This is a genomic window from Corynebacterium sp. CNCTC7651, from assembly GCF_021496665.1.
Lineage (GTDB): Bacteria > Actinomycetota > Actinomycetes > Mycobacteriales > Mycobacteriaceae > Corynebacterium.
On sequence record NZ_CP071246.1, the window covers coordinates 866,783 to 892,449 of the forward strand.

The 25,667-nt window shown below is 69.3% G+C and carries 22 protein-coding genes and 2 pseudogenes; 10 read left to right on the plus strand and 14 right to left on the minus strand.

Annotated elements, in window-relative coordinates; translation table 11 throughout:
- Positions 1 to 200 precede the first annotated feature (200 nt).
- From JZY91_RS04215 to JZY91_RS04230, 3 genes are read right to left on the minus strand one after another with little or no spacing between them, the layout of a single operon-like run.
- A complete protein-coding gene (locus JZY91_RS04215; protein WP_234948704.1) occupies positions 201 to 1,286 on the minus strand; it encodes a ThiF family adenylyltransferase in 1,086 nt (361 codons plus the stop codon).
- On the minus strand, positions 1,279 to 2,253 hold the full coding sequence (locus JZY91_RS11830) for a molybdenum cofactor biosynthesis protein MoaE (protein WP_370639261.1): 975 nt from the start codon (positions 2,251 to 2,253) through the stop codon (positions 1,279 to 1,281). Before JZY91_RS11830 ends, JZY91_RS04215 begins: the two co-directional genes overlap by 8 nt.
- Before the next feature lie 13 nt (positions 2,254 to 2,266).
- Positions 2,267 to 3,469, minus strand: a complete 1,203-nt coding sequence (locus JZY91_RS04230) for a molybdopterin molybdotransferase MoeA (RefSeq protein WP_234948705.1) — start codon at positions 3,467 to 3,469, stop codon at positions 2,267 to 2,269.
- An 18-nt stretch (positions 3,470 to 3,487) separates the two neighbouring features.
- Here JZY91_RS04230 and JZY91_RS04235 point away from each other — a divergent pair, with 18 nt between their 5' ends.
- Complete coding sequence (locus JZY91_RS04235; RefSeq protein WP_234948706.1) at positions 3,488 to 3,721, plus strand: MoaD/ThiS family protein; 234 nt, start codon at positions 3,488 to 3,490, stop codon at positions 3,719 to 3,721.
- Here the strand turns inward: JZY91_RS04235 and JZY91_RS04240 are convergent.
- Genes JZY91_RS04240 through moaC (JZY91_RS04255) form a run of 4 tightly spaced genes read right to left on the minus strand, consistent with a single transcriptional unit; the run spans position 3,718 to position 7,402 of the window.
- Positions 3,718 to 5,574 carry an ATP-binding cassette domain-containing protein gene (locus JZY91_RS04240; protein ID WP_234948707.1) on the minus strand — a complete coding sequence of 619 codons (1,857 nt, stop codon included), beginning with the start codon at positions 5,572 to 5,574 and terminating at the stop codon, positions 3,718 to 3,720. The genes JZY91_RS04235 and JZY91_RS04240 overlap by 4 nt on opposite strands.
- 9 nt (positions 5,575 to 5,583) lie before the next feature.
- Positions 5,584 to 6,318: a molybdate ABC transporter substrate-binding protein gene (gene modA / locus JZY91_RS04245; RefSeq protein WP_234948708.1), complete on the minus strand. Its 735-nt coding sequence runs from the start codon at positions 6,316 to 6,318 to the stop codon at positions 5,584 to 5,586.
- Positions 6,315 to 6,929 carry a molybdenum cofactor guanylyltransferase gene (locus tag JZY91_RS04250; protein WP_370639262.1) on the minus strand — a complete coding sequence of 205 codons (615 nt, stop codon included), beginning with the start codon at positions 6,927 to 6,929 and terminating at the stop codon, positions 6,315 to 6,317. Before JZY91_RS04250 ends, modA (JZY91_RS04245) begins: the two co-directional genes overlap by 4 nt.
- Positions 6,926 to 7,402, minus strand: a complete 477-nt coding sequence (moaC, locus tag JZY91_RS04255; protein ID WP_234948709.1) for a cyclic pyranopterin monophosphate synthase MoaC — start codon at positions 7,400 to 7,402, stop codon at positions 6,926 to 6,928. Before moaC (JZY91_RS04255) ends, JZY91_RS04250 begins: the two co-directional genes overlap by 4 nt.
- 124 nt (positions 7,403 to 7,526) lie before the next feature.
- Between moaC (JZY91_RS04255) and JZY91_RS04260 the strand changes: the two genes are divergently transcribed.
- Positions 7,527 to 8,939, plus strand: a complete 1,413-nt coding sequence (locus JZY91_RS04260) for a DUF418 domain-containing protein (RefSeq protein WP_234948710.1) — start codon at positions 7,527 to 7,529, stop codon at positions 8,937 to 8,939.
- Between the two features lie 136 nt (positions 8,940 to 9,075).
- On the opposite strand, the gene JZY91_RS04265 is transcribed toward JZY91_RS04260, so the two are convergent.
- The 4 genes and pseudogenes from JZY91_RS04265 to moaC (JZY91_RS04280) all read right to left on the minus strand — a co-directional run bounded on the left by JZY91_RS04265 (position 9,076) and on the right by moaC (JZY91_RS04280) (position 12,183).
- Positions 9,076 to 10,359 carry an ABC transporter permease subunit gene (locus tag JZY91_RS04265; protein WP_234948711.1) on the minus strand — a complete coding sequence of 428 codons (1,284 nt, stop codon included), beginning with the start codon at positions 10,357 to 10,359 and terminating at the stop codon, positions 9,076 to 9,078.
- A gap of 9 nt (positions 10,360 to 10,368) precedes the next feature.
- Positions 10,369 to 11,100: a molybdate ABC transporter substrate-binding protein gene (modA, locus tag JZY91_RS04270; protein ID WP_234948712.1), complete on the minus strand. Its 732-nt coding sequence runs from the start codon at positions 11,098 to 11,100 to the stop codon at positions 10,369 to 10,371.
- Positions 11,097 to 11,711 carry a molybdenum cofactor guanylyltransferase gene (locus JZY91_RS04275; RefSeq protein ID WP_370639263.1) on the minus strand — a complete coding sequence of 205 codons (615 nt, stop codon included), beginning with the start codon at positions 11,709 to 11,711 and terminating at the stop codon, positions 11,097 to 11,099. The genes modA (JZY91_RS04270) and JZY91_RS04275 overlap by 4 nt, the downstream gene beginning before the upstream one ends.
- A pseudogene (gene moaC, locus JZY91_RS04280) lies at positions 11,708 to 12,183 on the minus strand (cyclic pyranopterin monophosphate synthase MoaC). The gene JZY91_RS04275 and the pseudogene moaC (JZY91_RS04280) overlap by 4 nt, the downstream one beginning before the upstream one ends.
- Positions 12,184 to 12,984: 801 nt before the next feature.
- On the opposite strand from moaC (JZY91_RS04280), the pseudogene JZY91_RS04285 reads away from it, so the two are divergent.
- Positions 12,985 to 13,515: pseudogene (locus JZY91_RS04285) on the plus strand (DUF418 domain-containing protein); the annotation flags it as partial.
- A gap of 26 nt (positions 13,516 to 13,541) precedes the next feature.
- Here JZY91_RS04285 and glp read toward each other — a convergent pair.
- From glp to JZY91_RS04300, 3 genes are read right to left on the minus strand one after another with little or no spacing between them, the layout of a single operon-like run.
- Positions 13,542 to 14,843 (minus strand): gephyrin-like molybdotransferase Glp, encoded by a 1,302-nt coding sequence (gene glp, locus JZY91_RS04290; protein WP_234948713.1) that lies wholly within the window; start codon positions 14,841 to 14,843, stop codon positions 13,542 to 13,544.
- A gap of 5 nt (positions 14,844 to 14,848) precedes the next feature.
- Positions 14,849 to 15,886, minus strand: coding sequence for a GTP 3',8-cyclase MoaA (gene moaA / locus JZY91_RS04295; protein WP_234948714.1), 1,038 nt, complete (start codon positions 15,884 to 15,886; stop codon positions 14,849 to 14,851).
- A 37-nt stretch (positions 15,887 to 15,923) separates the two neighbouring features.
- A complete protein-coding gene (locus tag JZY91_RS04300) occupies positions 15,924 to 17,711 on the minus strand; it encodes a long-chain fatty-acid--CoA ligase (RefSeq protein ID WP_234948715.1) in 1,788 nt (595 codons plus the stop codon).
- 406 nt (positions 17,712 to 18,117) lie between these two features.
- On the opposite strand from JZY91_RS04300, the gene rho reads away from it, so the two are divergent.
- The 7 genes from rho (at position 18,118) to atpB (ending at position 25,643) form a co-directional block, all read left to right on the plus strand.
- Positions 18,118 to 20,235 carry a transcription termination factor Rho gene (gene rho / locus JZY91_RS04305; RefSeq protein WP_234948716.1) on the plus strand — a complete coding sequence of 706 codons (2,118 nt, stop codon included), beginning with the start codon at positions 18,118 to 18,120 and terminating at the stop codon, positions 20,233 to 20,235.
- Positions 20,235 to 21,314, plus strand: a complete 1,080-nt coding sequence (gene prfA, locus JZY91_RS04310; RefSeq protein WP_234948717.1) for a peptide chain release factor 1 — start codon at positions 20,235 to 20,237, stop codon at positions 21,312 to 21,314. Before rho ends, prfA begins: the two co-directional genes overlap by 1 nt.
- Positions 21,301 to 22,224: a peptide chain release factor N(5)-glutamine methyltransferase gene (gene prmC, locus JZY91_RS04315; RefSeq protein ID WP_234948718.1), complete on the plus strand. Its 924-nt coding sequence runs from the start codon at positions 21,301 to 21,303 to the stop codon at positions 22,222 to 22,224. Before prfA ends, prmC begins: the two co-directional genes overlap by 14 nt.
- Positions 22,205 to 22,864: an L-threonylcarbamoyladenylate synthase gene (locus JZY91_RS04320; RefSeq protein ID WP_234948719.1), complete on the plus strand. Its 660-nt coding sequence runs from the start codon at positions 22,205 to 22,207 to the stop codon at positions 22,862 to 22,864. The genes prmC and JZY91_RS04320 overlap by 20 nt, the downstream gene beginning before the upstream one ends.
- Positions 22,865 to 24,007: a glycosyltransferase family 4 protein gene (locus JZY91_RS04325; protein WP_234948720.1), complete on the plus strand. Its 1,143-nt coding sequence runs from the start codon at positions 22,865 to 22,867 to the stop codon at positions 24,005 to 24,007.
- 6 nt (positions 24,008 to 24,013) lie between these two features.
- Complete coding sequence (locus tag JZY91_RS04330; RefSeq protein WP_234948721.1) at positions 24,014 to 24,475, plus strand: hypothetical protein; 462 nt, start codon at positions 24,014 to 24,016, stop codon at positions 24,473 to 24,475.
- A 373-nt stretch (positions 24,476 to 24,848) separates the two neighbouring features.
- Entirely contained in the window at positions 24,849 to 25,643 is a 795-nt protein-coding gene (gene atpB / locus JZY91_RS04335) for a F0F1 ATP synthase subunit A (protein WP_234948722.1), read from the plus strand.
- Positions 25,644 to 25,667 lie beyond the last annotated feature (24 nt).

Below are 25,667 nucleotides of genomic sequence, written 5' to 3' on the forward strand. Positions count from 1 at the left end.
CCCGGGACGATTCTCTCGCCGGCGACGCTCCGCTGGGAGCTCGCGACGCTCCGCTGGGAGCTGCCGCCGCGCCAAAGTTTGCCGAATGCCGCTCCCGGGCCCCTAAAAATCCTGGTGGGTGCGGAACTTGGCAAACTTTGGCTCCCGGGGCGGGGGCCGGCGGCTGCCAGGGCAGCTGTCAGCGGGTGCCGGGGCTGCGTCTAGGGCAGCTCAGAGTCCTGGAGGCTGCCCAATCCCCCGCGGAGGCTGGCCAACCCAGTGAACCCGCGGGCTTGGAGGGCGGCCACGGCTTGGGCTGACCTCACTCCGGACGCACAGACGAACACAGTGCCGGCGGGAGGTTCGGTACCCATCTGACCTGCAAGAATCTCGCCGAGGGGGACGTTCACGGATCCGGGGAGGTGGTAGGTGGCGAACTCGTGGGGCTCGCGGACATCGATGATCGGGGTCGCGGGGGAGAGGTCGGCCGGGGACACCTCCGGGACGGCCGAGGGGGCGGGCGGCACGTCGAGGTCGGCCGGGGAAACCTCCGGGACGGCAAAGTCCGCCCCCGGCGGGTCTGAAACCGACACCCGCTCGGTGACGGCTGGGTCGGAGACAAGGGGCAGGTACTCCCACGTCCCGGCGAGGCTGTCGTAGTAGCCAAGGCGGCCAACAAGGGGTTCGCCGAGGCCGGTGACCAGCTTCAACGCCTCGCCGGCCATGGCGGCGCCCACCACGCCCACCAGCGGGCCGAGCACGCCGGCCTGGGCGCACGAAGGCACGGACCCGGGTGGGGGCGGGGCGGGATAGAGGTCCTCGTAGACAGGTCCGCGGCCGGCCCAGAACACGCTCATCTGCGCCTCAAAGCCCAGGATGGACCCCCACACGTGCGGCACACCCAACCGGGCGCAGGCGTGGGAGACCACATGCCGGGTGGCAAAGTTGTCGGAGCCGTCCAAAACGACGTCGGCGCCCTCCAACAGATTCACGGCATTCGACCAGGCCAAACGCTCGCGAACCGCCTCCACCTCAACGTCCGGGTTCAGCCCGGCCAGCCGGTCGACGGCGGAATCGACCTTCGGGCGACCCTCATCGGCGCTCGAATGGATGATTTGGCGGTGGAGGTTGGAGAGGTCGAGGAAGTCGTCGTCGATAAGCGTGATGTGCCCAACCCCAGCTCCGGCGAGGTAGAGCAGTGCGGGGGAGCCGAGCCCGCCTGCGCCGATGACGGCGATGCGGGCGGCGCGGATGCGGGCCTGCGCGGCGGGGCCGATGAGGGCGGTTTGGCGCGCGTACCTATCCATCGATGCCCACCCACTCGGTGGTGCCGTCGGCGAGCGCCTGCTCCTTCCAAATAGGCACCTCGGCCTTCACGCGGTCGGCAACCGTCTGGCAGGCGGCGAACGCGTCGCCGCGGTGGGCGGCCGCAGCGACCACCACAAACGCGAGCTCCCCGATGGGCACCGGGCCCGTGCGGTGCGCCGCCGCGATGCGGACGGGGAGCGAGGCTGCGACCTCCTCGAGCACGCGAGCGAGCTCGGCCTCGGCGGTGGGGTGCGCCTCGTAGGTCAAGGTAGCTACGCGTTCGCCGTGGTCGTGGTCGCGCACGATGCCCTCGAACCGCACGAGCGCCCCCATCGCCGTGGTCACCGTCTGCGCCGCGAGCGCGTCCGCATCCAGGGGCTCATGCGTGACGACGTTCCCCAGCACCCGACCCGTCTGCTCCGCAACGTACGCCGGGTCCGCGGGCGCGGGGCTGATGGGCGCGGGCGCAGGGGTTTGGGGCGCGGGCGCCAGTTCCACGATGTGGTCTAGCAGCGGGGCGAGGACCGCACACGCGTCGCGCACGCCTCCGGGGGAGCCGGGAGCTGTGAAGACGAAGGTGGGGCCGGCCATGCCGGCCACGGCGCGGGAGAGCACGGCGGTGGGCGTGTTCTGCACCCCGAGCGCGTAAAACGCCTGGACAACGCCGGGCATCTCCTGGGTGAGGTGGGGAGAGACGGCCTCGACGGTGCGGTCGTCGGCTGTAATGCCCGTGCCGCCGGAAGTGATGACCACGTCCGGGCGGGCGGCGAGGGCGGCGCGCACGGCGGCATCGACATCCTTGTCCGCCACCACGGTGGCGTCGGGGGTGTCAAAACCGGCACCACGGAGGAAGTCCACGGCGATGGGGCCGGAGCGATCAACATAGTGGCCGGCGGCGGCGCGGGTGGAAGCGACGATGACGCGGGCGGTGTAGGGGCGAGAGGCGGTGCGGGGCGAAGTGCTCATAACCGCACCCATGCTAGAGCGGGTAGACCGTAGTCAGGTCGCCGGGGTGGAACGCGGCGCCGGCGGGAACCCTGATGAGGCAGGTCGAAGCGGTGGCTTGGGCGATGAAGTGGGAGCCGGCGCCGCCGACGGGCAGCGCGCAGCCGTCCTCGATGCGGCCGCGGAGGAACTGGTCCTTGCCGTCGAGCCCGCGCACGTCGCCCGCCGACGCCGCCAGCGGCACGCGCACCGGCTCCGGCGCGTGGCCGAGCACCGGCGCGACGTAGAGCCGGAAACTCACCAGCGTGGACACCGGGTTGCCGGGCAGCGAAATCACGGGGATGCCGTCGAAAGTGCTCACGCCCTGCGGACCCCCGGGCTGCTGGGCCACGTGGCCGTACCAGGCGTGATCGCTGAACACCTGGCGCACGACTTCGAACTTGCCGTGACTGATGCCGCCGGAGGTGACAATCGCGTCCACGCCGCAGTCCACACCGCAGTCCGCGGCTGCCGCAACCGCACCGGCAACCGCATCGCTGACGGCTTGGCGAAGCACCGAAGGGTCGTCGTCCGTGCGCACGTGGCCCGCCACCTCAATACCGGCGCGTGCGGCCAGGGCGCGCAGCATCGGCCCGTTCGAATCCGGGATGCTCGCCGCGCCCGCGCTGCCGATCTCGCGCCCGCCGGTGACCAGCAGGATCCGCGCGGGGCGCTGGGCCGCCACCTTGTCGATGCCCTGCGCGGCTAGCGTCGCCACCAGCGCAGGTCCGACACGGGTGCCGGCGGGCGCAATCACGTCGCCCGCTGCCACATCAACCCCGCGCGGGCGCACGAACTGGCCCGCGTCCCCGGGTGGGACGCGCACGGTTTCGCCTTCCGCCTGGAACTGGGGCGGCTCGCACGCCTCCACCGGCACCACGCGCACGGTGCCGCGGGGCAGCTTCGACCCGGTCATCACCGGCGCCGCAAGCGACCCGAGCCCGGCCGGATACAACGCCTCCGGGTCCACACCCGCGGGCACCGTCGGTCCCACCTGCGCCTCCTCGGCCTCCACGAACCCGAGCGCGTACCCGTCCATCTGCGAGTTGTCGAACGCCGGCGAATCCACCGTGGCCACCACGTCTTCGGTGAGGGTGGCGTGGTGCAAGGAAGCGTCGAAAAGCAAGGTGCTCCGCGGCTCACGCGCGGGGACGAGCTCGCGCACGGCGGCGAGGTGGGCTTCGGGCGTGCGTTGCATGGCAGCTACTCTAGCCCCATGCGCATCAACTATTTCGCCGCCGCCCGCGCCGCCGCCGGGGTGAGCGAGGAGGAGGTTGGCCAGTACCCGACGCTGGAGCTGTTGCTTGCCGACGCTTCCTCGAACCACCCCGCACTCCAGCCAATCCTGCCGCGCTGCTCGTTCCTGGTGGACGGTCTGCGGGCAGAGCCGTCCGCATCGCTCGAGGGGGCTGCGCGCGTGGATGTGTTGCCGCCGTTCGCGGGCGGCTAGAGCGCTCGGAGGGTGACCCGGGCGGGGTCGACGTCCCAGGTCACGGCCTCGCTGGGGGTGTAAGGGCGATCTGCGATGGCGATGAGCACGCCGTTGCCGCCGGCGAGCTCGACGGCCATCTCGCCTGTCGGGAGGGCATCGACTGAGGCGACGGTTGCCGCCCGCGCGAAGCCGGCCGGGGCGAGGCGCACGTCGCGTGCGGAAAACACCGCGGCACCGGGGCCATGCTTATCGACGCTTCCTTGCATAGCCCCGAAGTCTGTGACCAGCGCCTGGGCTTGCGGGTCGAGGGTGCCGGGGAGCCAGTTCGTCCCGGCAAGCCGCGCGCTGAAGGCGCTGGAGGGGGCGCGCAGCTCCTCGGCGGCAGGGCGCAGCGCAATCACCTCGCCGCGCTCCATGACGGCGACGTGATCGGCCAGCGTGGCGATGTCCGTATATGCGTGGGTGATCAGGATCGTGGTGCGGTGGTGCTTGGTGGCCTGGAGGAATCGACGCCACTGGGCTGCGGCTTGGGCGTCGATGGCGGCGAGGGGCTCGTCCAGAATCAGCACCGCGGGGCGCGCTGCGAGGGCGCGGACCAGCGCCACCTGTGCGGCCTGTCCGCCGGAGAGGGCGGGGACGGGAACGTCGGCGAGTTCTTGGAGGCCCGCCGCGGCGAGGAGTGCGCGTGCGCGCTGCGCTTGGGCCGTCCCGGTGCCGGCAACCATGGCGACGGCACCGAGCGCGGTGGCGGTGGGCGGCAGGCCCGGGTTTTGCGTGAGCAGGACTACGCCGCGCTGGTGGGGCGGGACGTGCGTGCGGGTGTCGTCTTGGAGGGTGCGCCCGCCGATGGCGATGGTCAGGCCGGTGAGCCTGCCGGCAATGCGGCCGGCGAGGGTGGTCTTGCCGGCGCCGTTCGGGCCGATCAGCGCGGTGACGGTGCCCGCCGGGAATGTCGAGGTTCCGGCGGTGATGGCCGGTGGTTCCGCGGCGGGGCGGGTGAGCTCGGCGAGGCGTTGAATGTCGAGGGGGTGCGTCGCCCGAGCTTGCGGCGCGGGGTCGCGGTGCAGCAGCGTCGGGAGGAGCGACAGGGCGAGGGTAGCCAGAGCCAGCGCGACGAGGATTGCCGCGAGGCCGTACGCGAGGTCCTGGTCGATTTCGCGGGCGAGGTAGATGCCAAGCGGCATGGTGCGGGTGGTGCCCGGCATCGAGCCGGCGAAGGTGAGCGTGGTGCCGAATTCTCCCAGCGAGCGCGCGAACGCGAGCCCCGCCGCGGAAACCAGCGCGGGGCGGATAGCGGGAAGCACCACCTTCCGGATGGTGGTGGCCGGGCTGAGCCCCACGCCCTGGGCGGAGTCTGTCACCTCTGGGTCCAGCTGGCGCAACGCGGCGTCAAGGGTGATGACGACGAACGGCAGCGCGATGAAGGTGTGCGCGGCAACCACGCCGGGGAAGGCGAAGGCGAAGGTGATGCCGGTAGCGTCCAGAAGCGGGGCGAGCGCCCCGCGTTTGCCGATGAGCGCGGTGAGCGCCAGACCCGCCACCACGGGCGGCAGCGCGAGCGGGAGCAGCACCAGTAGGCGGGCCAGATGCGCGGTGTTCCGGCCACGCTGCATCCAGAGCGCCAGCGGCAGCCCGAGCACGAGACTCGACAACGTTGCTAAGAGCGCGGCCACAAGCGTGACCCGCAGCATCTCGCGCGTGGCGGGATCCGTCGCGATGCCGCCGATGTCGGCCCAGGGCACGCGCAGCCCGAGCGCCGCGACGGGCAGGACGATCGCAGCCAGGGCCGCCGCGGCCAGCGCTGCGACGGCAGCGGGCACCCGCGGTTGAATGCGGGTTGGCGCGGTGCTTCGCTGGGTGGTTTCAGGCATTGGGCGCGGTTAGCCAGCCGGGGTGAAGCCGTGGGAGGACCAGATGTTGCGGGCGGCGTCGGAAAGCAGCAGCTCCACGAAGGCTTCGGCGGCGGCGCGGTCGGTGGTGGTGGTGGTGGCTATGGCGGCAACCAGTTCGTTGCGGTGCTCGGCGGCGTGGGGGATCTCGATGACCTCGACGGCACCACCCGCGGCGGCCGCGTCCGTGGCGTAGACGAAGCCCGCGTCCGCTTCAGCAGAAACCACTTTGCCCAGGGTGTCGGTCACGCTGTGTTCCAGCGAGACCGGATTGAGCTGCAGGTTGTTCGCGGCCGCCAGCGTTCGGGTGGCGGCGCCGCAGGGGACCTGCGCATCGCAGATCACCAGGCTCACGCCGGGGCCGGCTGCGTCCTCCACCCGGGCGATGCCGGCCGGGTTGCCCTTCGGCACCACCAAGACCAGCGTGTTCGTTGCAACCACCCGCGGATGTTCGGCTACGCCGGCGGCGACGGCCCTTTCCATGGTCGCGGCGTCCGCGGTGATGAGCACATCGCCGGGCGCGCCCGCCGCGAGCTGCTGCAGCAGGTCGGCCGAGCCGGCGTTGACAAACACCAGCTCCGGGCCCGATAGAGCCTGCAGGTCCTCGTTGAGCACGCGTGTCGACGCCGCCCCGAACACCGTCAAATCCTGCGGCGCCGGTGCGCCGCAGGCAGCGAGGCCGGCGGCGGCTGCGAGCGCGGCGGCGGTGCGCTGGGTGTTGTTCACAGGTCCACCTTACCCAGCGCCGCGAGCTCTTCCGGAGTGTCGTAATCCGTCTCCGCGCCGTCGCCGGGCACGGTGACCAGCCTGCCCGCCGCACGCGCCCGGCGCAGGAGCGCCATGGCCGGGGCACCGCGGGGATCCACCGCAGCAAGGGCGTCTTCCAGAGCCCTGCGCCGCCACAGCGCGCAGAGGGGTTGGATGCGGCCGTCGGCGGAGACGATCGAGGCGGCGTCCGCGCCTGGGCCCGCAGCGTCCAGCGCCTCGGCGAGGCGGGGAATCAGGGTGCCGGAGCGCGGCGCGTCCACGGCGACAACGGCGATGAGGTCCACCCCGTCCACGCCGTCCGCACCGTCCACGCCGGTGAGCCGTGCAAGGCCCGCTGCGATGCCGGCCACCGGACCACCGAACGGCGGCTCCTCGCTCACAGTCGGCACTACGGCTGGGTCCAAGCCCAAGTCCTGCGGGGAGACCACCACGCGGGGCCAGTGGGCGGGGAGGTGGTGCGAGCAAACGTCGATAAGCCGGGAGCCGTCGACGCGCACCTGCGCCTTGTCCGCGCCCATGCGGGAGGAGCGGCCGCCGGCGAGGATGATTACGCCGATGGGGGCGGTCACTGCGGCAGCTCGCGGGACCAGTCGCCGGAGCGGCCGCCGGATTTTGCGGTGATGCCCATGCGGCGGATATAAGCGGTCCGGTCCACGCCCTTGACCATGTCGATGACGTTGAGGGCAGCGACGCTCACGGCGGTGAGCGCTTCCATCTCCACGCCGGTGCGGTCGGCGGTGCGGACTGTGGCTTGGATGGCCACGTGATCGTCGGCAAGCGTGAGCTCCACCGCGCACCCGTGGACCCCGATGGTGTGGGCGAGGGGGAGCAGCTCGGGCACGCGCTTGGCGGCCGCGATACCCGCCACCCGCGCGACGGCCAGCACGTCGCCCTTGGGCACGGTGCCATCGCGAAGCGCCTGCATGACCTCGGGCGAGCAGGCGACCTCGCCCTGCGCCGTGGCCTCGCGGACGGTGGGTTGTTTCGCCGTGACATCGACCATGTAGGCCTCGCCGCTGCCGTTCAGGTGCGTGAATTCCATGGGGCAGACACTACGGCACCGCGGCAATAATCACGGAGGCGAACACCACTGCGGCGGAGAATCAGGGTGCGGTTCAGGGTGATCCCCCTCGCGGGCGGGTGCCGCCGAGGCGTGTAATAGAGGTATGGAAACGCGCCAGCTCCAACCCCTGCACCGTCCGCCCCAGCCGGCCCCGCGGCGACCCCGGCCGCAGCGCAGCGCCACGACCGTCCGCTATCTCGCCCCCGACGTGGCGCGCGGCATGGCGCTTTTGGGCATCATCTTGGCGAACATCCCCACCGCGTGGCTGCCGCACTACGGCGCGGAATACGCGGAGCACTTCGGCGGGTACAGCGGAGCTCCCACGCTGGCGGAGCAACTGTGCATTGTTTTCCAGGCGATGTTCGTGCACGTGCGCGGGCTGCCGATGTTCTCCACGCTGCTGGGCGTGGGCATCGGCATGATCGCGGTCAGCCTGGCCAAGCGCGGGTACACGCCGAAGGAGGCCCGGCGCCTCATGATCCGGCGCTACGCGTGGCTGCTGGCTTTGGGGGCAGTGCACATGGCGCTGCTGTTCAGCGGCGACATCATGGTCACCTACGGCTGCCTTGGCATCATCGTCGCCTTCCTGCTCAGGCGCAGCGACACGGCGCTGCGGTGGATTGCCGGAGTGTGCTTCGCCCTCATGGCGCTGGGCACCGCAACCCCTGTGATCACGTTTGGGGGTGATCCGGACCTTCTCGCGGACAAAGTGGGCACCATCCCCGTAGACGCGCCCACAACCGGCGCCGAGCTGCTGAACAACCTGGGTACGGTGCTGGTATCTGTCATTGCCACCCCGTTCTTCGCACTGCTGCTGCTCCCGCCGGTGCTGGTCGGCTACATCTGGGGCCGCGCCGGGGTACTGGGCAATGTGGCGGACCACCGCCGCGAGCTCACGTGCTGGGTGTGGGTTGCGGTTACAGTGATCCTCCTGGTCGGCTTGCCGTGGGGCCTGTCCGCGATCGGGGTGCTGCCCTACGAGTGGGAGGCCACGCTGCACTCCGCCAACGTGGTCATGGGCCTGCTCACCGGCCCAGGCATCGTCGCCGCCGTGGCGCTTGCGCTGGAGCCGATGCAGCGCCGCGTGGAGGCTGGAGCGGGCACACCGTGGTGGTTGCGGCCGTTCGTCGCACTCGGAAAGCGCTCGATGAGCGGCTACGTGGGCCAATCCCTCATCATGGTGCCGATCCTGCTCACCGTCCCCGCGTCCACCCTGCTCGCGCTCACCATCCCGCAGCAGATGTGGCTGGGCGTGCTGGTCTGGGCGATCACCCTGGTCGCGGCGTGCCTGCTCGAACTCGCCGGCCAGCCCGGCCCGTTCGAGCGCCTGCACCGCCGCCTCTCCTACGGCAAGCAGGGGTTGCGGCCTCAGATCAGCAGCACGTCCACTTCGGGGCTCTTGCTTGACGACGCTTCCCGGACCGCCACCCCGTCACAACCCACCAGCGTGGCAACCATGTGGGAGCCCGGAGCGAGCGGGGAGAGCGCCTCGGCCCGCGGGGTTGTTTCACCGTAGTCCAGCCGCACCGGCACGAGGAGGGTGGTGCCGGGCTTGGGCCGAGGGAAGTCGGGGGCGACGCTGGCGCGCACTCGCGGGCGCTCGTGGGGGAGCAGGCCGCGAGTCTCGCCCGCGGCGGCGCGGATGAGCGGGCTCAGGTAGAGGTGCGCGGAGACGAACGCCGCCACCGGGTTGCCGGGAAGGCACACCACCGGGGTGCCGCGCCAGGTGGCCAGGCCCTGCGGCCCGCCGCGGCGAGGAGTTCGCGTGCGCGGTCGGTGCCCGCGACCATCTCGACCGCGGTGAGCGCCGTGGCGGTGGGCGGCAGGCCCGGGTTCTGGGTGAGTAGGACCACGCCGCGTTGGTGCGGCGGGACGTGCGTGCGGGTGTCGTCTTGGAGGGTGCGCCCGCCGATGGCGATGGTCAGACCGGTGAGCCTGCCGGCAATGCGGCCGGCGAGGGTGGTCTTGCCGGCGCCGTTCGGGCCGATGAGGGCGGTGACGGTGCCCGCCGGGAATGTCGAGGTTCCGGCGGTGATGGCCGGTGGTTCCGCGGCGGGGCGGGTCAGCTCGGCGAGGCCGGTGATGTCGATGCTGCCGGTTTCGCGGGCTTGGGGCGCGGGGTCGCGGTGCAGCAGCGTCGGGAGGAGCGACAGGGCGAGGGTAGCCAGGGCCAGTGCGACGAGGATTGCCGCGAGGCCGTAGGCCAAGTCTTGGTCTATCTCGCGGGCGAGGTAGATGCCAAGCGGCATGGTGCGGGTGGTGCCCGGCATTGATCCCGCGAACGTGAGTGTTGTGCCGAATTCGCCGAGTGAGCGCGCGAACGCGAGCCCCGCCGCGGAAACCAGCGCGGGGCGGATAGCGGGAAGCACCACCTTCCGGATGGTGGTGGCCGGGCTGAGCCCCACGCCGTGGGCGGAATCAACCACCTCCGGATCCAGCTGGCGCAGGGCGGTGTCCAGGGTGATCACCACAAACGGCAGCGCGATGAAGGTGTGCGCGGCAACCACGCCGGGGAAGGCGAAGGCGAAGGTGATCCCGGTGGCGTTGAGTAGCGGCGCCAGCGCCCCGCGGTTGCCCAGGAGTGCTGTGAGCGCGAGGCCGGCCACCACGGGCGGCAGCGCGAGCGGGAGCAGCACCAGCAGGCGCGCGAGGTGGGCGGTGTTCCGGCCACGCTGCATCCAGAGCGCCAGCGGCAGCCCGAGCAGCAAGCACAGGAGCGTGGCCAAGAGCGCGGACGCGAGCGTTACGCGCAGCATCTCGCTCGTGGCGGGGTCCGCGGCTATTGCGCCGAGCCCAGCCCACGGCACACGCAGGCCGAGCGCCGCGATGGGCAGCACGATGGTGGCCAGCGCTACCGCGGCCAGCGTCGCGACGGCAACCGGCACCCGCGGCTGAATGCGGGTTGGTGCGGTGCTTCGCTGGGCGGTTTCAGGCATTGGGCGCGGTTAGCCAGCCGGGGTGAAGCCGTGGGAGGACCAGATGTTGCGGGCGGCGTCGGAAAGCAACAGCTCCACGAAGGCCTCGGCGGCGGCGCGGTCGTCGGTGGTGGTGGCTATGGCGGCAACCAGTTCGTTGCGATGCTCGGCGGCGTGGGGGATCTCGATGACCTCGACGGCGTCGCCGGCGGCGGCCGCGTCAGTGGCGTAGACGAAGCCCGCGTCCGCTTCAGCAGAAACCACCTTGCCCAGGGTGTCTGTCACGCTGTGTTCCAGCGAGACCGGATTGAGCTGCAGGTTGTTCGCGGCCGCCAGCGTGCGGGTCAGGGCGCCGCAGGGGACCTGCGCATCGCAGATCACCAGGCTCACGCCGGGGCCGGCTGCGTCCTCCACCCGGGCGATGCCGGCCGGGTTGCCCTTCGGTACCACCAAGACCAGCGTGTTCGTTGCAACCACCCGCGGGTTCTCGGCTACGCCGGCTGCGACGGCCCTTTCCATGGTGGGGGCGTCCGCGGTGATGAGGACATCGCCGGGTGCGCCCGCCGCGAGCTGCTGCAGCAGGTCAGCCGAGCCGGCGTTGACAAACACCAGCTCCGGGTCCGATAGAGCCTGCAGGTCCTCGTTGAGCACGCGTGTCGACGCCGCCCCGAACACCGTCAAGTCCTGCGGCGCCGGTGCGCCGCAGGCAGCGAGGCCGGCGGCGGCTGCGAGCGCGGCAGCGGTGCGCTGGGTGTTGTTCACAGGTCCACCCTACCCAGCGCCGCGAGCTCCTCCGGAGTGTCGTAATCCGTCTCCGCGCCGTCGCCGGGCACGGTGACCAGCCTGCCCGCCGCACGCGCCCGGCGCAGGAGCGCCATGGCCGGGGCGCCGCGGGGATCCACCGCAGCAAGGGCGTCTTCCAGAGCCCTGCGCCGCCACAGCGCGCAGAGGGGTTGGATGCGGCCGTCGGCGGAGACGATCGAGGCGGCGTCCGCGCCTGGGCCCGCAGCGTCCAGCGCCTCGGCGAGGCGGGGAATCAGGGTGCCGGAGCGCGGCGCGTCCACGGCGACAACGGCGATGAGGTCCACCCCGTCCACGCCGTCCGCACCGTCCACGCCGGTGAGCCGTGCAAGGCCCGCGGCGATGCCGGCCACCGGCCCGCCGAACGGCGGGTCTTCGCTCACGGTGGGCGCTACGGCCGGGTCCAGGTCCAAGTTCTGCGGGGAGACCACCACGCGGGGCCAGTGGGCGGGGAGGTGGTGCGAGCAAACGTCGATAAGCCGGGAGCCGTCGACGCGCACCTGCGCCTTGTCCGCGCCCATGCGGGAGGAGCGGCCGCCGGCGAGGATGATTACGCCGATGGGGGAGGTCACTGCGGCAGCTCGCGGGACCAGTCACCGGAGCGGCCACCGGATTTCGCGGTGATGCCATGCGGCGGACGTAGGCTGTCCGGTCTACACCCTTGACCATGTCGATCACGTTGAGGGCGGCGACGCTCACGGCGGTGAGCGCCTCCATCTCCACGCCGGTGCGGTCGGCGGTGCGCACGGTTGCGGTAATTGCCACGTGGTCGCTCTCCAGCGCCAGCTCTACCGCGCACCCGTGGACCCCGATGGTGTGGGCGAGGGGAAGCAGCTCCGGCACGCGCTTCGCCGCCGCAATGCCCGCCACACGGGCGACGGCCAAAACATCGCCCTTGGGCACGGTACCGTCGCGAAGCGCCTGCATGACTTCGGGGGAACAGGCGACCTCGCCCTGCGCCGTGGCTTCGCGGACCGTGGGTTGCTTCGCGGTGACATCGACCATGTAGGCCTCGCCGCCGCCGTTCAGGTGCGTGAATTCCATGGGGCAGACACTACGGCACTGCGGCAATAATCACGGAGGCGAACATCACCGGGGCAAAGATCAGGGTGCGAATCAGGGTCATCCCCCTCGCCGGTGGTCAGCGGGCAGGCGTGTAATAGAGGTATGGAAACGCGCCAGCTCCAACCCCAGCCCCAAAGGCAACGCTCCGCCACGACCGTCCGTTATCTCGCCCCTGATGTGGCGCGCGGCATGGCGCTTCTGGGCATCATCCTGGCGAACATCCCCACAGCCTGGCTGCCCCACTTCGGTGTGGAGCACGCGGAGCAATTCGGCGGGTACAGCGGCGCGCCGACGCTGGCGGAACAGCTGCTGATTGTCTTCCAAGCCATGTTCGTGCATGCCCGCGGGCTGCCGATGTTCTCCACGCTGCTGGGTGTGGGCATCGGCATGATCTCTGTCAGCCTGGCTCAGCGCGGGTACACGGCGAAGGAAGCCCGTCGGCTCATAATCCGGCGCTACGCCTGGCTCCTCGCACTTGGTGCCGTGCACATCACGCTGCTCTTCAGTTTCGACATCATGTTCACCTACGGCTGTTTGGGCATCATCGTGGCATTCCTGCTCACGCGCAACGACAAGGTGTTGTTGTGGATCGCCGGCATCTGCTTCGGCATCATGTTCCTCGGCAACGCGATCTCCGTGTTCGCCTCGGGGGCTGATCCGGAATCCATGGCGGATAAAGCTGGCACGCTGCCCATTGACGCGCCCACCAACCTCCCTCAGCTGGTGAGCAACTTGCGCTTAGTGCTGGAAACTGCGATCGCCGCCCCGTTCCTCGCGGTCATGCTGCTCCCGCCGGTCCTGGTCGGTTTCACCTGGGGCCGCGCTGGGGTGCTGGGTAAGGTGGCAGCCCACCGGCGGATGCTGCTGAGGTGGACGTGGGGTGCGGCCGCGGTGATCTTGCTCATCGGTTTACCGTGGGGCCTGTCCGCGATCGGGGTGCTGCCCTACGAGTGGGAGGCCACGCTGCACTCCGCCAACGTGGTCATGGGCCTGCTCACCGGCCCAGGCATCGTCGCCGCCGTGGCGCTTGCGCTGGAACCGGTGCAGCGCCGCGTCGCGGCCGGCGCGGGTACACCGTGGTGGCTGTGGCCGTTCGTCGCACTCGGAAAGCGCTCGATGAGCGGCTACGTGGGCCAATCCCTCATCATGGTGCCGATCCTGCTCACCGTCCCCGCGTCCACCCTGCTCGCGCTCACCATCCCGCAGCAGATGTGGCTGGGCGTGCTGGTCTGGGCGCTCACCCTGGTCGCCGCTTGCCTGCTCGAACTCGCCGGCCAGCCCGGCCCGTTCGAGCGCCTGCACCGCCGCCTCTCCTACGGCAAGCAGGGGTTGCGGCCTCAGATCAGCAGCACGTCCACTTCGGGGCCCATGCTTGACGACGCTTCCCGGACCGCCACCCCGTCACAACCCACCAGCGTGGCAACCATGTGGGAGCCCGGAGCGAGCGGGGAGAGCGCCTCGGCCCGCGGGGTTGTTTCACCGTAGTCCAGCCGCACCGGCACGAGGAGGGTGGTGCCGGGCTTGGGCCGAGGGAAGTCGGGGGCGACGCTGGCGCGCACTCGCGGGCGCTCGTGGGGGAGCAGGCCGCGAGTCTCGCCCGCGGCGGCGCGGATAAGCGGGGCGAGGTAGAGGTGCGCGGAGACGAACGCCGCCACCGGGTTGCCGGGAAGGCACACCACCGGGGTGCCGCGCCACGTTGCCAGACCTTGCGGGCCGCCGGGGCGTTGCGCGACGTGGCCGAACCAGGCTGCGCCGTCGGAGCTGCCCGCCGCGTCTGTACCCTCAAGCACCTCCCGGACCACGTCGAACGCGCCGGCGCTCACCCCGCCGGAGGTGACAACCAAGTTGTGCTCCGCGCAGGCGCTGCCCAAAAGCGAACGGAACTCTGCCGCGCCGTCGCGGGCGTGCAGCTGGGTGACCTCCGCGCCCGCAGCCCGGGCGATGGCGGCCAGCATGGGCAGGTTCGAGTTCGGGATTTGCGCGCCCTGGATCTCGCCGGGCCAGGGGACGAGCTCGTCCCCGGTCGAGATCACGGCCACCTGCGGTCTCGCCGTCACCTTCACCTCCCGCACGCCGGTAGCTACCAGCGCGGCGAGGGTGCCGGCATCCACAAGGGCACCTTGCCTTGCGACGATCCCCCCAACCCCCACGTTCGACCCCGCCCGCCGGATGTGGTCCCGACCGGCCTGTACGTCCTGGATAGTGACTTCCGCAGGCAGCGGCACGGGGCCGCGGGGGATGTCAGTCTGCTCGACAGGGATGACCACGATGTCGCTTCCGGGTGGGACGGGCGCGCCCGTCATCACGCGGACCGCGTTGCCCGGCGGGCACGATTCCGCATGCGCGCCGGCGGGAATGTCGCCGGCGACGGGGAGGGTGACCGGTGTACCTGCGGCGGTGTCGCCAGTCGCTCCGGCGACATCAGACGCATGGACAGCGAAGCCGTCCATCGCGGCGTTGTCGAAGGGTGGCACAGCGAAGCGTGCTGGCACGTCGGCGGCGAGGTGGAGGCCTGCGGCGTCGAAAAGCGGGAGGCGCTGCGTGCCGGGGCGGGCGAGGCCGGCGAGGGCGAGGACCGCGGCGGCGTGCTCGGCGATGGTGCGCGGGGCTGTGTGCTCGGCAATGGAGCGCGGGGTCACGGGGCTTAGCCGCCGATCTCGCTCATCAGGCGTTCCGGTTTCAAGAACCCCGGATCGTCGATGCCGTGGCCGGGCTTTTTCGCCCACATCGCGCCCGCCCACAGTGCAGCGAGTTCATCGTCGCTCGCGCCGGCGCGCATGGCGTCGCGGAGGGAGACCTCGTCCGCGGCGGCGGAGAAGAGGCAGGAGCGCACGGCGCCGTCGGTGGTCAGGCGGGTGCGGTCGCACGCGCCGCAAAAAGGGTGGGTAACAGATGCGATGATGCCCACGCGGCCGCGGCGGCCGGTCGCGGGGTCTGCGATGTCCCAGCGTGCGGCGGGAGCGGCACCGCGTGGCTCGGCGGCCGGGGAGAGGTCGAAACGTTCCTTCAACCGTCCCAGGATCTCCTCAGCGGTGACCATGTTCGTGCGGTCCCACTTCTCGCGGGGGCCAAGCGGCATCTGCTCGATGAACCGCAGCTCCAGGCCGCGGACAAGGGCGAAGTCTGCCAGGTCGCACACCGCGTCCTCATTCACACCCGGCATCACCACGGCGTTGATTTTCACAGGCGTGAGCCCCGCGGCCAGCGCGGCATCGATGCCCGCAATCACATCGGGGAGCCGGTCGCGCCGGGTCAGTGCCGCGTACTGCTCGCGGTCCACGGTGTCCAAGGAGATGTTGATGCGGTCCAACCCAGCGGCGGCCAAACCGGCAGCGCGGCGGTCTAACCCCAGCGCATTGGTGGTGAGCGCGGTGGTTGGGTTCAAGCCGTCGTCGGCACGCAAGCCCTTCGTCGCCCGAACGATGTCCTCGAGGGAGCGGCGCAAAAGCGGCTCGCCGCCGGTGAAGCGGACTTGGCGGATGCCCAGCTGTTCCACGGCGATGCGGATGAGGCGGATCACCTCGCCGTCGTCAAGCGTGTGCTCCGTGGGCAGCCACTCCAGTCCGTCTGCGGGCATGCAGTACGTGCAGCGGAGGTTGCAGCGGTCCGTGAGGCTGACGCGCAGGTCGCGCGCGGTGCGGCCGTACGAGTCAACGAGGGTGGATGGTGCCTTCGGAGCCATAGTGCGCCCAATGATAGGCGGGGCGCGGCCGGTGGCGTTAGTCCGCGGCCCCCTCCGGCGCCTGCGCAGGGGAGGAGGCCTCCGCGGCCCCCTCCGGCTCCACCTTCCGCGAGCGGTTGCCCGGGCCCGGCAGGGCGATGATGTCGAACTCGTCGCGCTTGAGATGCTTGCGCAGGTCCTTCTTGTCAAACTTGCCCACGCTGGTCTTGTCGATGGAGCGCACGAACGTCCAGTACTCCGGTGCCATCCAGCGCGGCAGCACATCCGCCAAGCCGGAGCGGAGCGCCGCCGCAGTCTCCTCCGTCGGCTCGAACTCCGGGTGCAGCACAGTCACAGCCAGCGGGCGCTCTCCCCACTTTTTGTCCGGAATGCCGATCACGGCGCACTCGATCACCATGTCGGACTCCATGATGAGGTTTTCCACCTGCGCAGAGTAAATCCACTCGCCGCCGGAGCGGATGACGTCGCGGGCGCGGTCGTAGAGCGTCATGAACCCGTCGTGCGTCACGGTGCCCACGTCGCCGGTTCGCAGCCAGCCGTCCGCGGTGAAGTGCTCCCGCTCGTCCGTGATGGATTCACCCCTGAACTCGCTGGCCAACTGGCCCGCTTCCTGCGTGGGGGAGTGGTAGTACTCCTTGGCCACCAGGTTGCCGCGGACCTGGATCTCGCCCTGGGTGAGGTCGTTCGCAGCCATCACGCGTCCGTCGTTGACCACGCGGTATTCCAGCCAGGGGGCGAAACGGCCCTGGGACACGCGGTACGCCCAGCGCGCCTCACCTGCAGCGCCCGACGGGGGCCTGGACACGGTGCCCACGGTGGAGGTCTCGGTCATGCCCCACACGTGCACCACATCCACGCCGTAGCGTTCCTCCCACACTTTGATCAAGCCGGGCGGGGCAGGGGAGCCGCCGACGTAAATCTCTTGGAGACTCATGCGTTCCGGCGGGTTGTGCAGGTAGTGCACCATGAGCTGGATCCACAGCGTGGGCACGCCGTGCGCCACACGCGGGTGGGTGGAAGCGATGAGTTTGGCCAGCGTCGGCGCAGACACGTCCGAATCCGGGAGCACGAGCGGGGTGCCCGCGAGGAACGCCGCGAATGGCACGCCCCAGCTGAGCACGTGGTAGATGGGAATGCAGCACAGGAAAGACTCGCCGTGCGCTACCGCCAGCGAATCCGTCGCGCGCAGACTCATCGCCTCGAGCCACAGGGAGCGGTGCGAGTAGGCCACACCCTTCGGCGCGCCCGTGGTCGCGGTGGAGTACACCAGCGCCGCCGCGGTGGTTTCCGGCAGGGTGGGCCAGGCGAAAATCGTGGAGCGCCCGTCCAGCAGCTGCTCATAGCTGCGCGTATCGACGTTTGCCGGAAGCGCCTGCGCTAGTTTTTCCACCGGCTCCAAGCCGGTGAACGCCACCGCTACAACTTGGGGGCAGCGCTCGAGCACACGGCCCAGCTTCTCTGCCAGACGAGGATCCGCCACGATCACCTTCGCCTCGGAGTGGTTGACGATGTAGGCGATCTGGTCCTCCATCAACTGGATGTTCAGCGGCGTGAACACGGCGCCCTTGGCCGCGACGGCGAACATCACCTCCACGTGCTCGGAGCAGTTGTAGAGGAACGTGGCTACGCGCTGGTCCCCGTCAATGCCCAACTCATCGTGCAGCGCGTTCGCGAAAGCCCCCGCACGTGCGCCGATGGTGGCAAACGTGGTCTCTTCCGCCCCGCCAGTGCGCCAGGTGGTGCACTTGGTTTGACCGTGCGTGGTGGACCCGTACTCCAGGATCCTGGCGACGGAAAACGGCACCTCCTGCATCGTTGAAAGCATGAGCCACACTTTAGCCCGAGCGCGGACGGTGTTCGGGGACACGCGGCGTTCGGGGACACGCGGTGGGGTTGCCGGGGTAGCAGTAGGAAAGTTGGCAGGGTGCGCTATAGTGTCCGGCAGGATCCCCGCACCGAGATTTTGCGGAAACCTGCGGGGTCTGTGGAAGCCGCCGCCAGCGGCCCCGGACGCGACCCGCCTCCCGCAGCGAGGGATGCGCGCGGCGAGATCCGCCCCTGTGAATTCACACCCGTTGCCGGTGGCGATTGCGCCGTCGTGGACGCGGCTCGCGGGGAAATGACAATTTGCACAGACTTTTGCACACGAACGCCTCCGGCGCGGGAATACAATCCCGACCGGCCCCGGGGAGGGCAGCTTGGCCCCGCGGGGTGGCGACGAAAGGACATCCGTGACCGAAACGGGCAACGCGGCTAACGGCCGCGACCTCGCTGCACTCAAGCTTCCAGAGCTCCGCAAGATTGCGTCTGAGCAGGGGCTGAAGGGGGTATCCACCCTGCGCAAGGGTGAACTGATTCAAGCAATTACCACCGGCCAGGTACCGGCGAAGGCCGCGGCTAAACCAGCCCGCGAGGCTGAGGCTGGGGCGGGTACCGCTGCCGGTGCTGGGGCGCCGGCTGGTAACGACGAGCCGCGCCAGGCCGGTGCGCGCGAGGCTGCCGCGCACGAGGGCGGCCAGGAGCGCGGTGCTGGCGACAGCGGTGCTTCCGAGAACGGCGCCTCGGAGGTGTCCTCCGAGGCGGAACAGCGCCACGAATCCCGCGCTGCCGCCCGCCGCGCGCGCCGCAACCGCTCCCGCGCTCAGCATGAAGAGGGCGGCGAGGACACGCAGCAGACCGCAGAGACACGCGAGGAGCGTGAGCCGCGCGAGCAGGGTGAAACCCGCGGTCAGCGTGCCGAGCGTCCGGACGAGCGCCGTGACGAGCGCCGTGACGAGCGCGAGGGGGAGCACACTGAGCGTTCCGAGCAGGACGAGCGTCACGACGGCGGCGATGCCGACCGCGGCGGCCGTGAGCGCAATGGGGGCCGCGACCGAGACGGCCGAGACAACCGCGACCGCGATAACCGTGGCCGCAGCAACCGCGATAACCGCGACAACCGCGATAACAACCGTGACGGGGACCGTGAAGACCGTGACGGGCGCGACAACAACCGCGACCGCGACGGCCGGGACAACCGCGATAACAACCGCGACGACAATGACGGCGGTAACCGCCGCGGTCGCCGCGGGCGCCGCAACCGCAACCGCAACCGTGATAACCAGGGCGGGCGCGACAACAACCGGGACAACAACTCCCGCGACAACCAGGGCGACAACCAGAACTTCGAGCCGGAGGAGCTGCAGGAAGTCGCCGGCATCGTGGACGTGGTGGACAACAACACCGCCTTCATCCGCACCACGGGCTACCGCCAGAACTCCGCTGACGTCTTCGTGAACAACAAGCTGGTCCGCCAGAACGGTCTGCGTTCTGGCGATGCCGTCGTCGGCCAAGTGCGCGCCAACGGCCAAGGCCACTCCCACGGCAACGGCCGCAACCGCCAGCGATTCAACCAGCTGGTGCGCGTGGATTCCGTCAACGGCATGACGCCGGAGGAGGCGAAGGGGCGCAAGGAGTTCCACAAGCTCACGCCGCTGTACCCGAACAAGCGCCTGCGCCTGGAGACGGAGCCGAACATCCTGACCACCCGCGTGATCGACCTGGTCATGCCGATTGGTAAGGGCCAGCGCGCCCTGATCGTGTCCCCGCCGAAGGCCGGTAAGACGACGATCCTGCAGAACATCGCCAACGCGATCGCCACCAACAACCCGGAGTGCTACCTCATGGTGGTGCTGGTGGATGAGCGCCCGGAAGAGGTCACCGACATGCAGCGCAGCGTGCGCGGCGAAGTGATTGCCTCCACCTTCGACCGCCCGCCGTCAGAGCACACCGCTGTGGCGGAGCTGGCCATTGAGCGCGCGAAGCGCCTCGTAGAGATGGGCCAGGACGTAGTGGTCCTGCTGGATTCCATCACCCGCCTGGGCCGCGCGTACAACAACTCCTCGCCGGCATCCGGCCGCATCCTTTCCGGCGGCGTGGACTCCAACGCGCTGTACCCGCCGAAGCGCTTCTTGGGCGCGGCCCGCAACATCGAGGAGGGCGGCTCGCTGACCATCATCGCAACTGCCATGGTGGAGACCGGTTCCGCGGGCGATACCGTGATCTTCGAGGAGTTCAAGGGCACCGGCAACGCCGAGCTCAAGCTGGACCGCAAGATCGCGGAGCGCCGCGTGTTCCCGGCTGTGGACGTCAACCCGTCCGGTACCCGCAAGGATGAGTTGCTGATGAGCCCGGAGGAGGCGCGCATCATGCACAAGCTGCGCCGTATTCTCTCCGCGCTTGACCCGCAGCAGTCCATCGACATGCTGATCAAGCAGCTGAAGAAGACCAAGACCAACGGCGAGTTCCTCATGGGTGTGGCCAACTCCGCGCCGATGGTGGCTAGCCAGACTGAGGAGGACTACGTCTAATGGCTGGCGCATCGAACGTCTCCCTCGTTGACGATTACGTCGCGGAGTACGAGGGCATCCAGGCCCAGATGGGCGACCCGGATGTGGCCGCGGATCAGGACCAGTTCCGCAAACTGTCCAAGCGCTACGCGGAGCTGCAGCCGATTATTAAGGTCAACACCGAGCTGAACCAGGCTCGCGAGGACCACGAGGCCGCGGCCGAGATGGCGGCGGAGGACAAGGAGTTCGCCGAGGAGGCGACTCGCCTGGAAGGCGAGATCGTCCGCCTCGAGGAGGAACTCGCTGACCTGCTGGCCCCGCGCGACGAGCACGATGGCGATGACATCATCATGGAGCTCAAGGCCGGTGCCGGCGGCGAGGAAGCTGCGCTGTTCGCCGGCGACCTCGCCCGCATGTACCAGAAGTTCTGCGAGAAGAATGGCCTGACCTGGGAAGTGCTGGACGTGGCTGAGTCCGACCTCGGCGGCGTCAAGGACATGACGGTGGCTGTGAAGTCGAAGAACCCGTCGCGCGACGGCGCATGGTCCAAGCTCAAGTTCGAAGGCGGCGTGCACCGCGTGCAGCGCATCCCGGTGACTGAGTCTCAGGGCCGCATCCAGACCTCCGCCGCCGGTGTCTACGTCTTCCCGGAGCCGGACGAGGTGGAGAGCGTGAACATCGACGAGAAGGATCTCCGCGTCGACGTGTACCGTTCCTCCGGCAAGGGCGGCCAGGGCGTGAACACCACCGACTCGGCTGTCCGCATCACCCACCTGCCTACGGGCATTGTGGTGACCTGCCAGAACGAGCGTTCCCAGATCCAGAACCGCGCCCGCGCCATGCAGGTGTTGCAGGCCCGCCTGGACCAGCTGGAGCGCGAGAAGGCCGAGGCCGCCGAGGCTGAGGGCCGCGCGTCCCAGGTGCGCACCATGGACCGCTCCGAGCGCATCCGCACCTACAACTGGCCGGAGAACCGCATTTCGGATCACCGCATCAACTACAAGGCCAACAACCTTGACTCGGTGTTGGACGGCAACATGGATGATCTGATCGGCGCGCTGCAGACGCACGAGCGCCAGGAGCGCCTTGAGGCCGAATAGCAGGCCCGGCACCCCGCGCGAGCTGGTGGCGGCCGCCGCTGCCAGGCTCACGGAGTCCGGGGTGCCCACCCCGCTTGTCGACGCTCGCTTGATCGCCGCCCACCTTCTGGGCGTGCGCCCCCTCGAGGTGGCGTTCACGGAACCGGAAGGTGAGGCAGCGGAGCGCTTTGCGCGGGACTTCGACGGCGCCATCGCCCGCCGCGCGCATCGCGAACCGTTGCAGCACATCATCGGCACCGCGCCCTTCGGCGAACTTACGCTCACCGTGGGCCCCGGCGTATTCATTCCGCGTCCCGAAACTGAGGTGCTGGCGGCGTGGGCGATTGAACGGCTTGCCGGCATGGAAACCGGCATGGGCGCCGAAATTTTCACCGCGCGGCCGACCGTCGTCGACCTAGGCACCGGCTCTGGCGCGCTCGCCATCGCCATCGCCCGGGCCCACCCGAATGCCCAGGTCATCGCCGTCGAGCGCTCCGAAACGGCGAGACACTACGCGGAGGGTAATGCGGCGGGAAATGGAACGTCGATAAGCATTGTGCCCGGGGACATGACGGACCCCGAGCTGCTCCGCGAGCTGGATGGGCGCGTGGATCTGATTGTGGCGAACCCGCCGTACGTGCCGGAGACGGGGGAGCTGGAGCCGGAGGTGTACCGCGACCCGCACGAGGCCGTGTTCTCCGGCGCGGACGGGATGGAGGCGATCCGCGGGCTCGTGCCGGTGGCCGCGCGCCTGCTCGCGCCCGGCGGCTGGCTGGGCATCGAGCACGACGACACCACTTCCCTTGCCACCCAGGAGCTGCTACTTGCCGACGGCCACTTCACCGGCGTCTCGCCCCTGAACGACCTCACGGACAGGGCGCGGTTTGTCACGGCGAGTAAGGTTGGCCCCTATGGCAAGCACGATCTTTAACTGCCTGAACCCGCAGGGCCGCGAGGACGGCCTGCGCGCCGCCACGGACGCAGTGCGCGCGGGGGAGTGCGTGGTTCTGCCCACGGACACCGTATACGGCATTGGCGCGGACGCGTTCAACAACGACGCGGTGGCGCAGCTTTTGGCCACGAAGCGCCGCGGGCCGGACATGCCGGTGCCGGTGCTGGTGGGCTCCTGGGTGACCATCCAGGGCCTGGTGCGCGAGTTCAACGACACCGCGAAGACGCTGGTGGAGGCGTTTTGGCCGGGCGGGCTTTCCATCATCGTGCCGGAGGCGCCCAGCTTGCCGTGGAACCTGGGGGACACCCGCAGCACGGTGCTGCTGCGGATGCCGAATCAGCCGTTGGCCATTGAGCTGCTGCAGGAGACGGGCCCGATGGCCGTGTCTTCCGCCAACATCTCCGGCAACGCGCCGGCGCTCACCGCCGCGGAGGCGAAGCAGCAGTTCGGCGACGCGGTGGGTGTGTATCTTGACGGCGGTCCGGCGCAGGTGGGCGAGCCCTCCACCATCGTGGACATTTCCTCCGGCGCGCCGGTGATTCTGCGTGAAGGCGCGATCCCCGCCGAGCGGATCGGCGAGGTGCTGGGCCTCGACCCCGAGCAGCTGCGGAGGAAGTAGGTGGGCGGCGCCGGCGTGCCAATGCGCGAGCTGGGCCTCGTGCTGCTTGTGGCCGCCGCGATTACCTACCTGTGCACCGGCCTGGTGCGTTCCGTGCTGGTGCGTACTGGCCGGGTGGCGGAGATTCGCCAACGCGATGTGCACACGCAGCCCACGCCGTCCGTGGGCGGGGTGGCCATGTTCACCGGCATGGTGTGCGCGATCTTCTTGGCGCAGCAGCTTCCAGCCTTGACCCGCGGATTCGAGCCGGTTACGCCCGAGATGACGGCGGTGGTCGCTGGCGCGTTCGCCATAGTCCTGGTGGGCGTGGTGGATGATCTTTATGAGCTCGGCGCGCTGGCGAAGCTGGTGGGGCAGTGCTTCGCGGCGGTACTGATGGCGCTGCTGGGCATTGTGTTCACCGTCTTCTACCTGCCGTTTGGCGGCGGAACCACCCTGATTCTGGACCAAGTCCAGGGGGTGGCGTTGAGCGCACTGTTCACGGTGATGTTGATCAACGCCGTGAACTTCGTGGACGGCATCGACGGCCTGGCGGCCGGGCTGGGCATGATTGCCGGCTCCGCGATCCTGCTGTTCTCGCTTACCGTGCTCCACGACCAGGGCGGCGCCGTCTCCGCGTACCCGCCCGCGATCATCTGCGCGACCTTGGTGGGCATCTGCGCCGGGTTCCTACCGCACAACTTCGAGCCGGCCCGCATTTTCATGGGGGATTCCGGCGCGATGCTCATCGGGCTCATGCTCTCCGCGGCGTCCGTCTCCGCGTCCGGCAAGATCAACATGTCGCTGTACGGCGCGGCCGACCTGGTGGCGTTGATGAGCCCGGTCATTGTGGTGCTTGCCGCAATTGCCCTGCCGGTGCTGGACCTGCTGTGGGCCGTGGTGCGCCGCCTGGCCCGCGGGCAGCGGCCGTGGGAGGCGGACGCGGGCCACTTCCACCACCGCCTCCTGGCGCTCGGCCACACCCACCGCCGCACCGTGCTGGTGCTCTACATGTGGATCTCCGCCGTGGCACTCGGCGCCGTGAGCTTCTCCGTCGTGCCCACCCGCTACGCACTGGGCTTTACGACGCTTGCTTTGCTCACCGCCTTCATTGCCACCCTGGTGCCGTTGGCGAAGGGCAAGATCGGGCCGCGGGTAGGATAAACGCCCATGACGAACCCTGAGCAGGATTCCACCACGCCCGATCTCACCGTGCGTGACACCGCGGAGTTTGAGGACCACCGCCTGCCGCTTCAGCGCGCGCTGAAGTTCGGCGGGTGGGCGCTGGTGGTGCTCACGGTGCTCTCGCTGATGGGGTGGGGCGCCGCGCGGGACCTGCCCGGCATCTGGGGTGTGCTGATGGGCGTTGGCATCGGCGGCGGCTTTGTGCTGGCTACGGCGCTGACTGTGCTGGCCACCTCCAACTCTTCGCCCACCGCGACTATGGCGGTGGTGCTGGGCGGCTGGCTGGTAAAGATGGTGATCTTGGTCCTGCTGCTGCTCTGGCTGAAGCAGTACAGCTTTTACGACGGCACCGCGTTCGGCGTGACAACGATCGCCGCACTCGTCGTTGCACTCGCCGCCGAGACATGGGGTGTAATCACCTCGCGGACGGCGTATATCGGGTCGTAGGTTCGGGGGAGCGTCGTCAAGCAAAAGGCCCCCGAAGTGCGCCTGTGATTGAGATAACAGAACCGTAAAAGGGGCCTGTACCTGCCGACTTTGCGGCGGGCGCCGGTGGGGGTGAGCTGGGGCTCGTGGGAAGTCCCCCTAAAACGGGAAAAATGGGCCTCACCTGTTAGGCTATCCGCTGGGTTTACTTGAGGAAGGGGATGCCCGACGCTACGGGCAGCGCCGCCGAGAGAAACATCCCCTGTCCCGCGGTAGCAGATGTGCGACGGAGTCCGCCGCGGAGACAGTCTTCGTGAAGACGTCCATCGCACCGCATTCTCACTCGGATGCGGCCCGAGAACGGGAGAGAACGCTGAGCGTTACAACTTTGGCCATGAAGGGTAGTTTCCACGCACCCCAGCTTGGTCCAGAATTTTTCCCGGGGCACACGTACGGCCAGTTCATTGGTGAAAACTTTGCCAATGGTTGGTTCGCGCTGGATCGCATCATGATTGTCCGCCTGTTCGTGGCGGCCATCCTGGTGCTCCTCTTTGTTATCGCCTTTAGGAAGCCGCAGCTGGTTCCTAAGGGTCTGCAAAACTTCGCCGAGCTGGGCGTGGACTTTGTCCGCGTCCACATCGCCGAAGACACGCTGGGCAAGAAGGATGGCAAGCGATTCCTTCCGGTGATCGCCACCGTCTTCTTCACAATCCTGTTCATGAATGCGGCCACGATCATCCCGGGCCTCAACATCTCGCCGAACGCGCGTATCGGTATGCCGATCGTGCTGGCGGGTGTTGCGTACGTGGCGATGATCTACGCGGGCGTGCAGCGCTACGGCCTGGCCTACTTCAAGCACTCGGTTGTGATTCCGGGGTTGCCCCCGGCACTCCACCTTCTGGTGGTGCCCATCGAGATTTTCTCGACCTTCATTCTGCGCCCGGTCACCCTGGCTCTTCGTCTCATGGCGAACTTCCTGGCCGGCCACATCATCCTCGTCCTGCTGTACTCCGCCACGAACTTCTTCTTCTGGCAGCTCAACGCTTGGACGGCGGTAAGTGGCCTGACCCTGATCGCAGCGATCCTGTTCACCCTGTACGAGTTGATCATCATCTTCCTGCAGGCGTACATCTTCGCCCTCCTGACGGCGGTGTACATCGAACTATCGCTGCACGCAGATGCGCACTAACAAAGCGCGACCTACCGGCCAAAC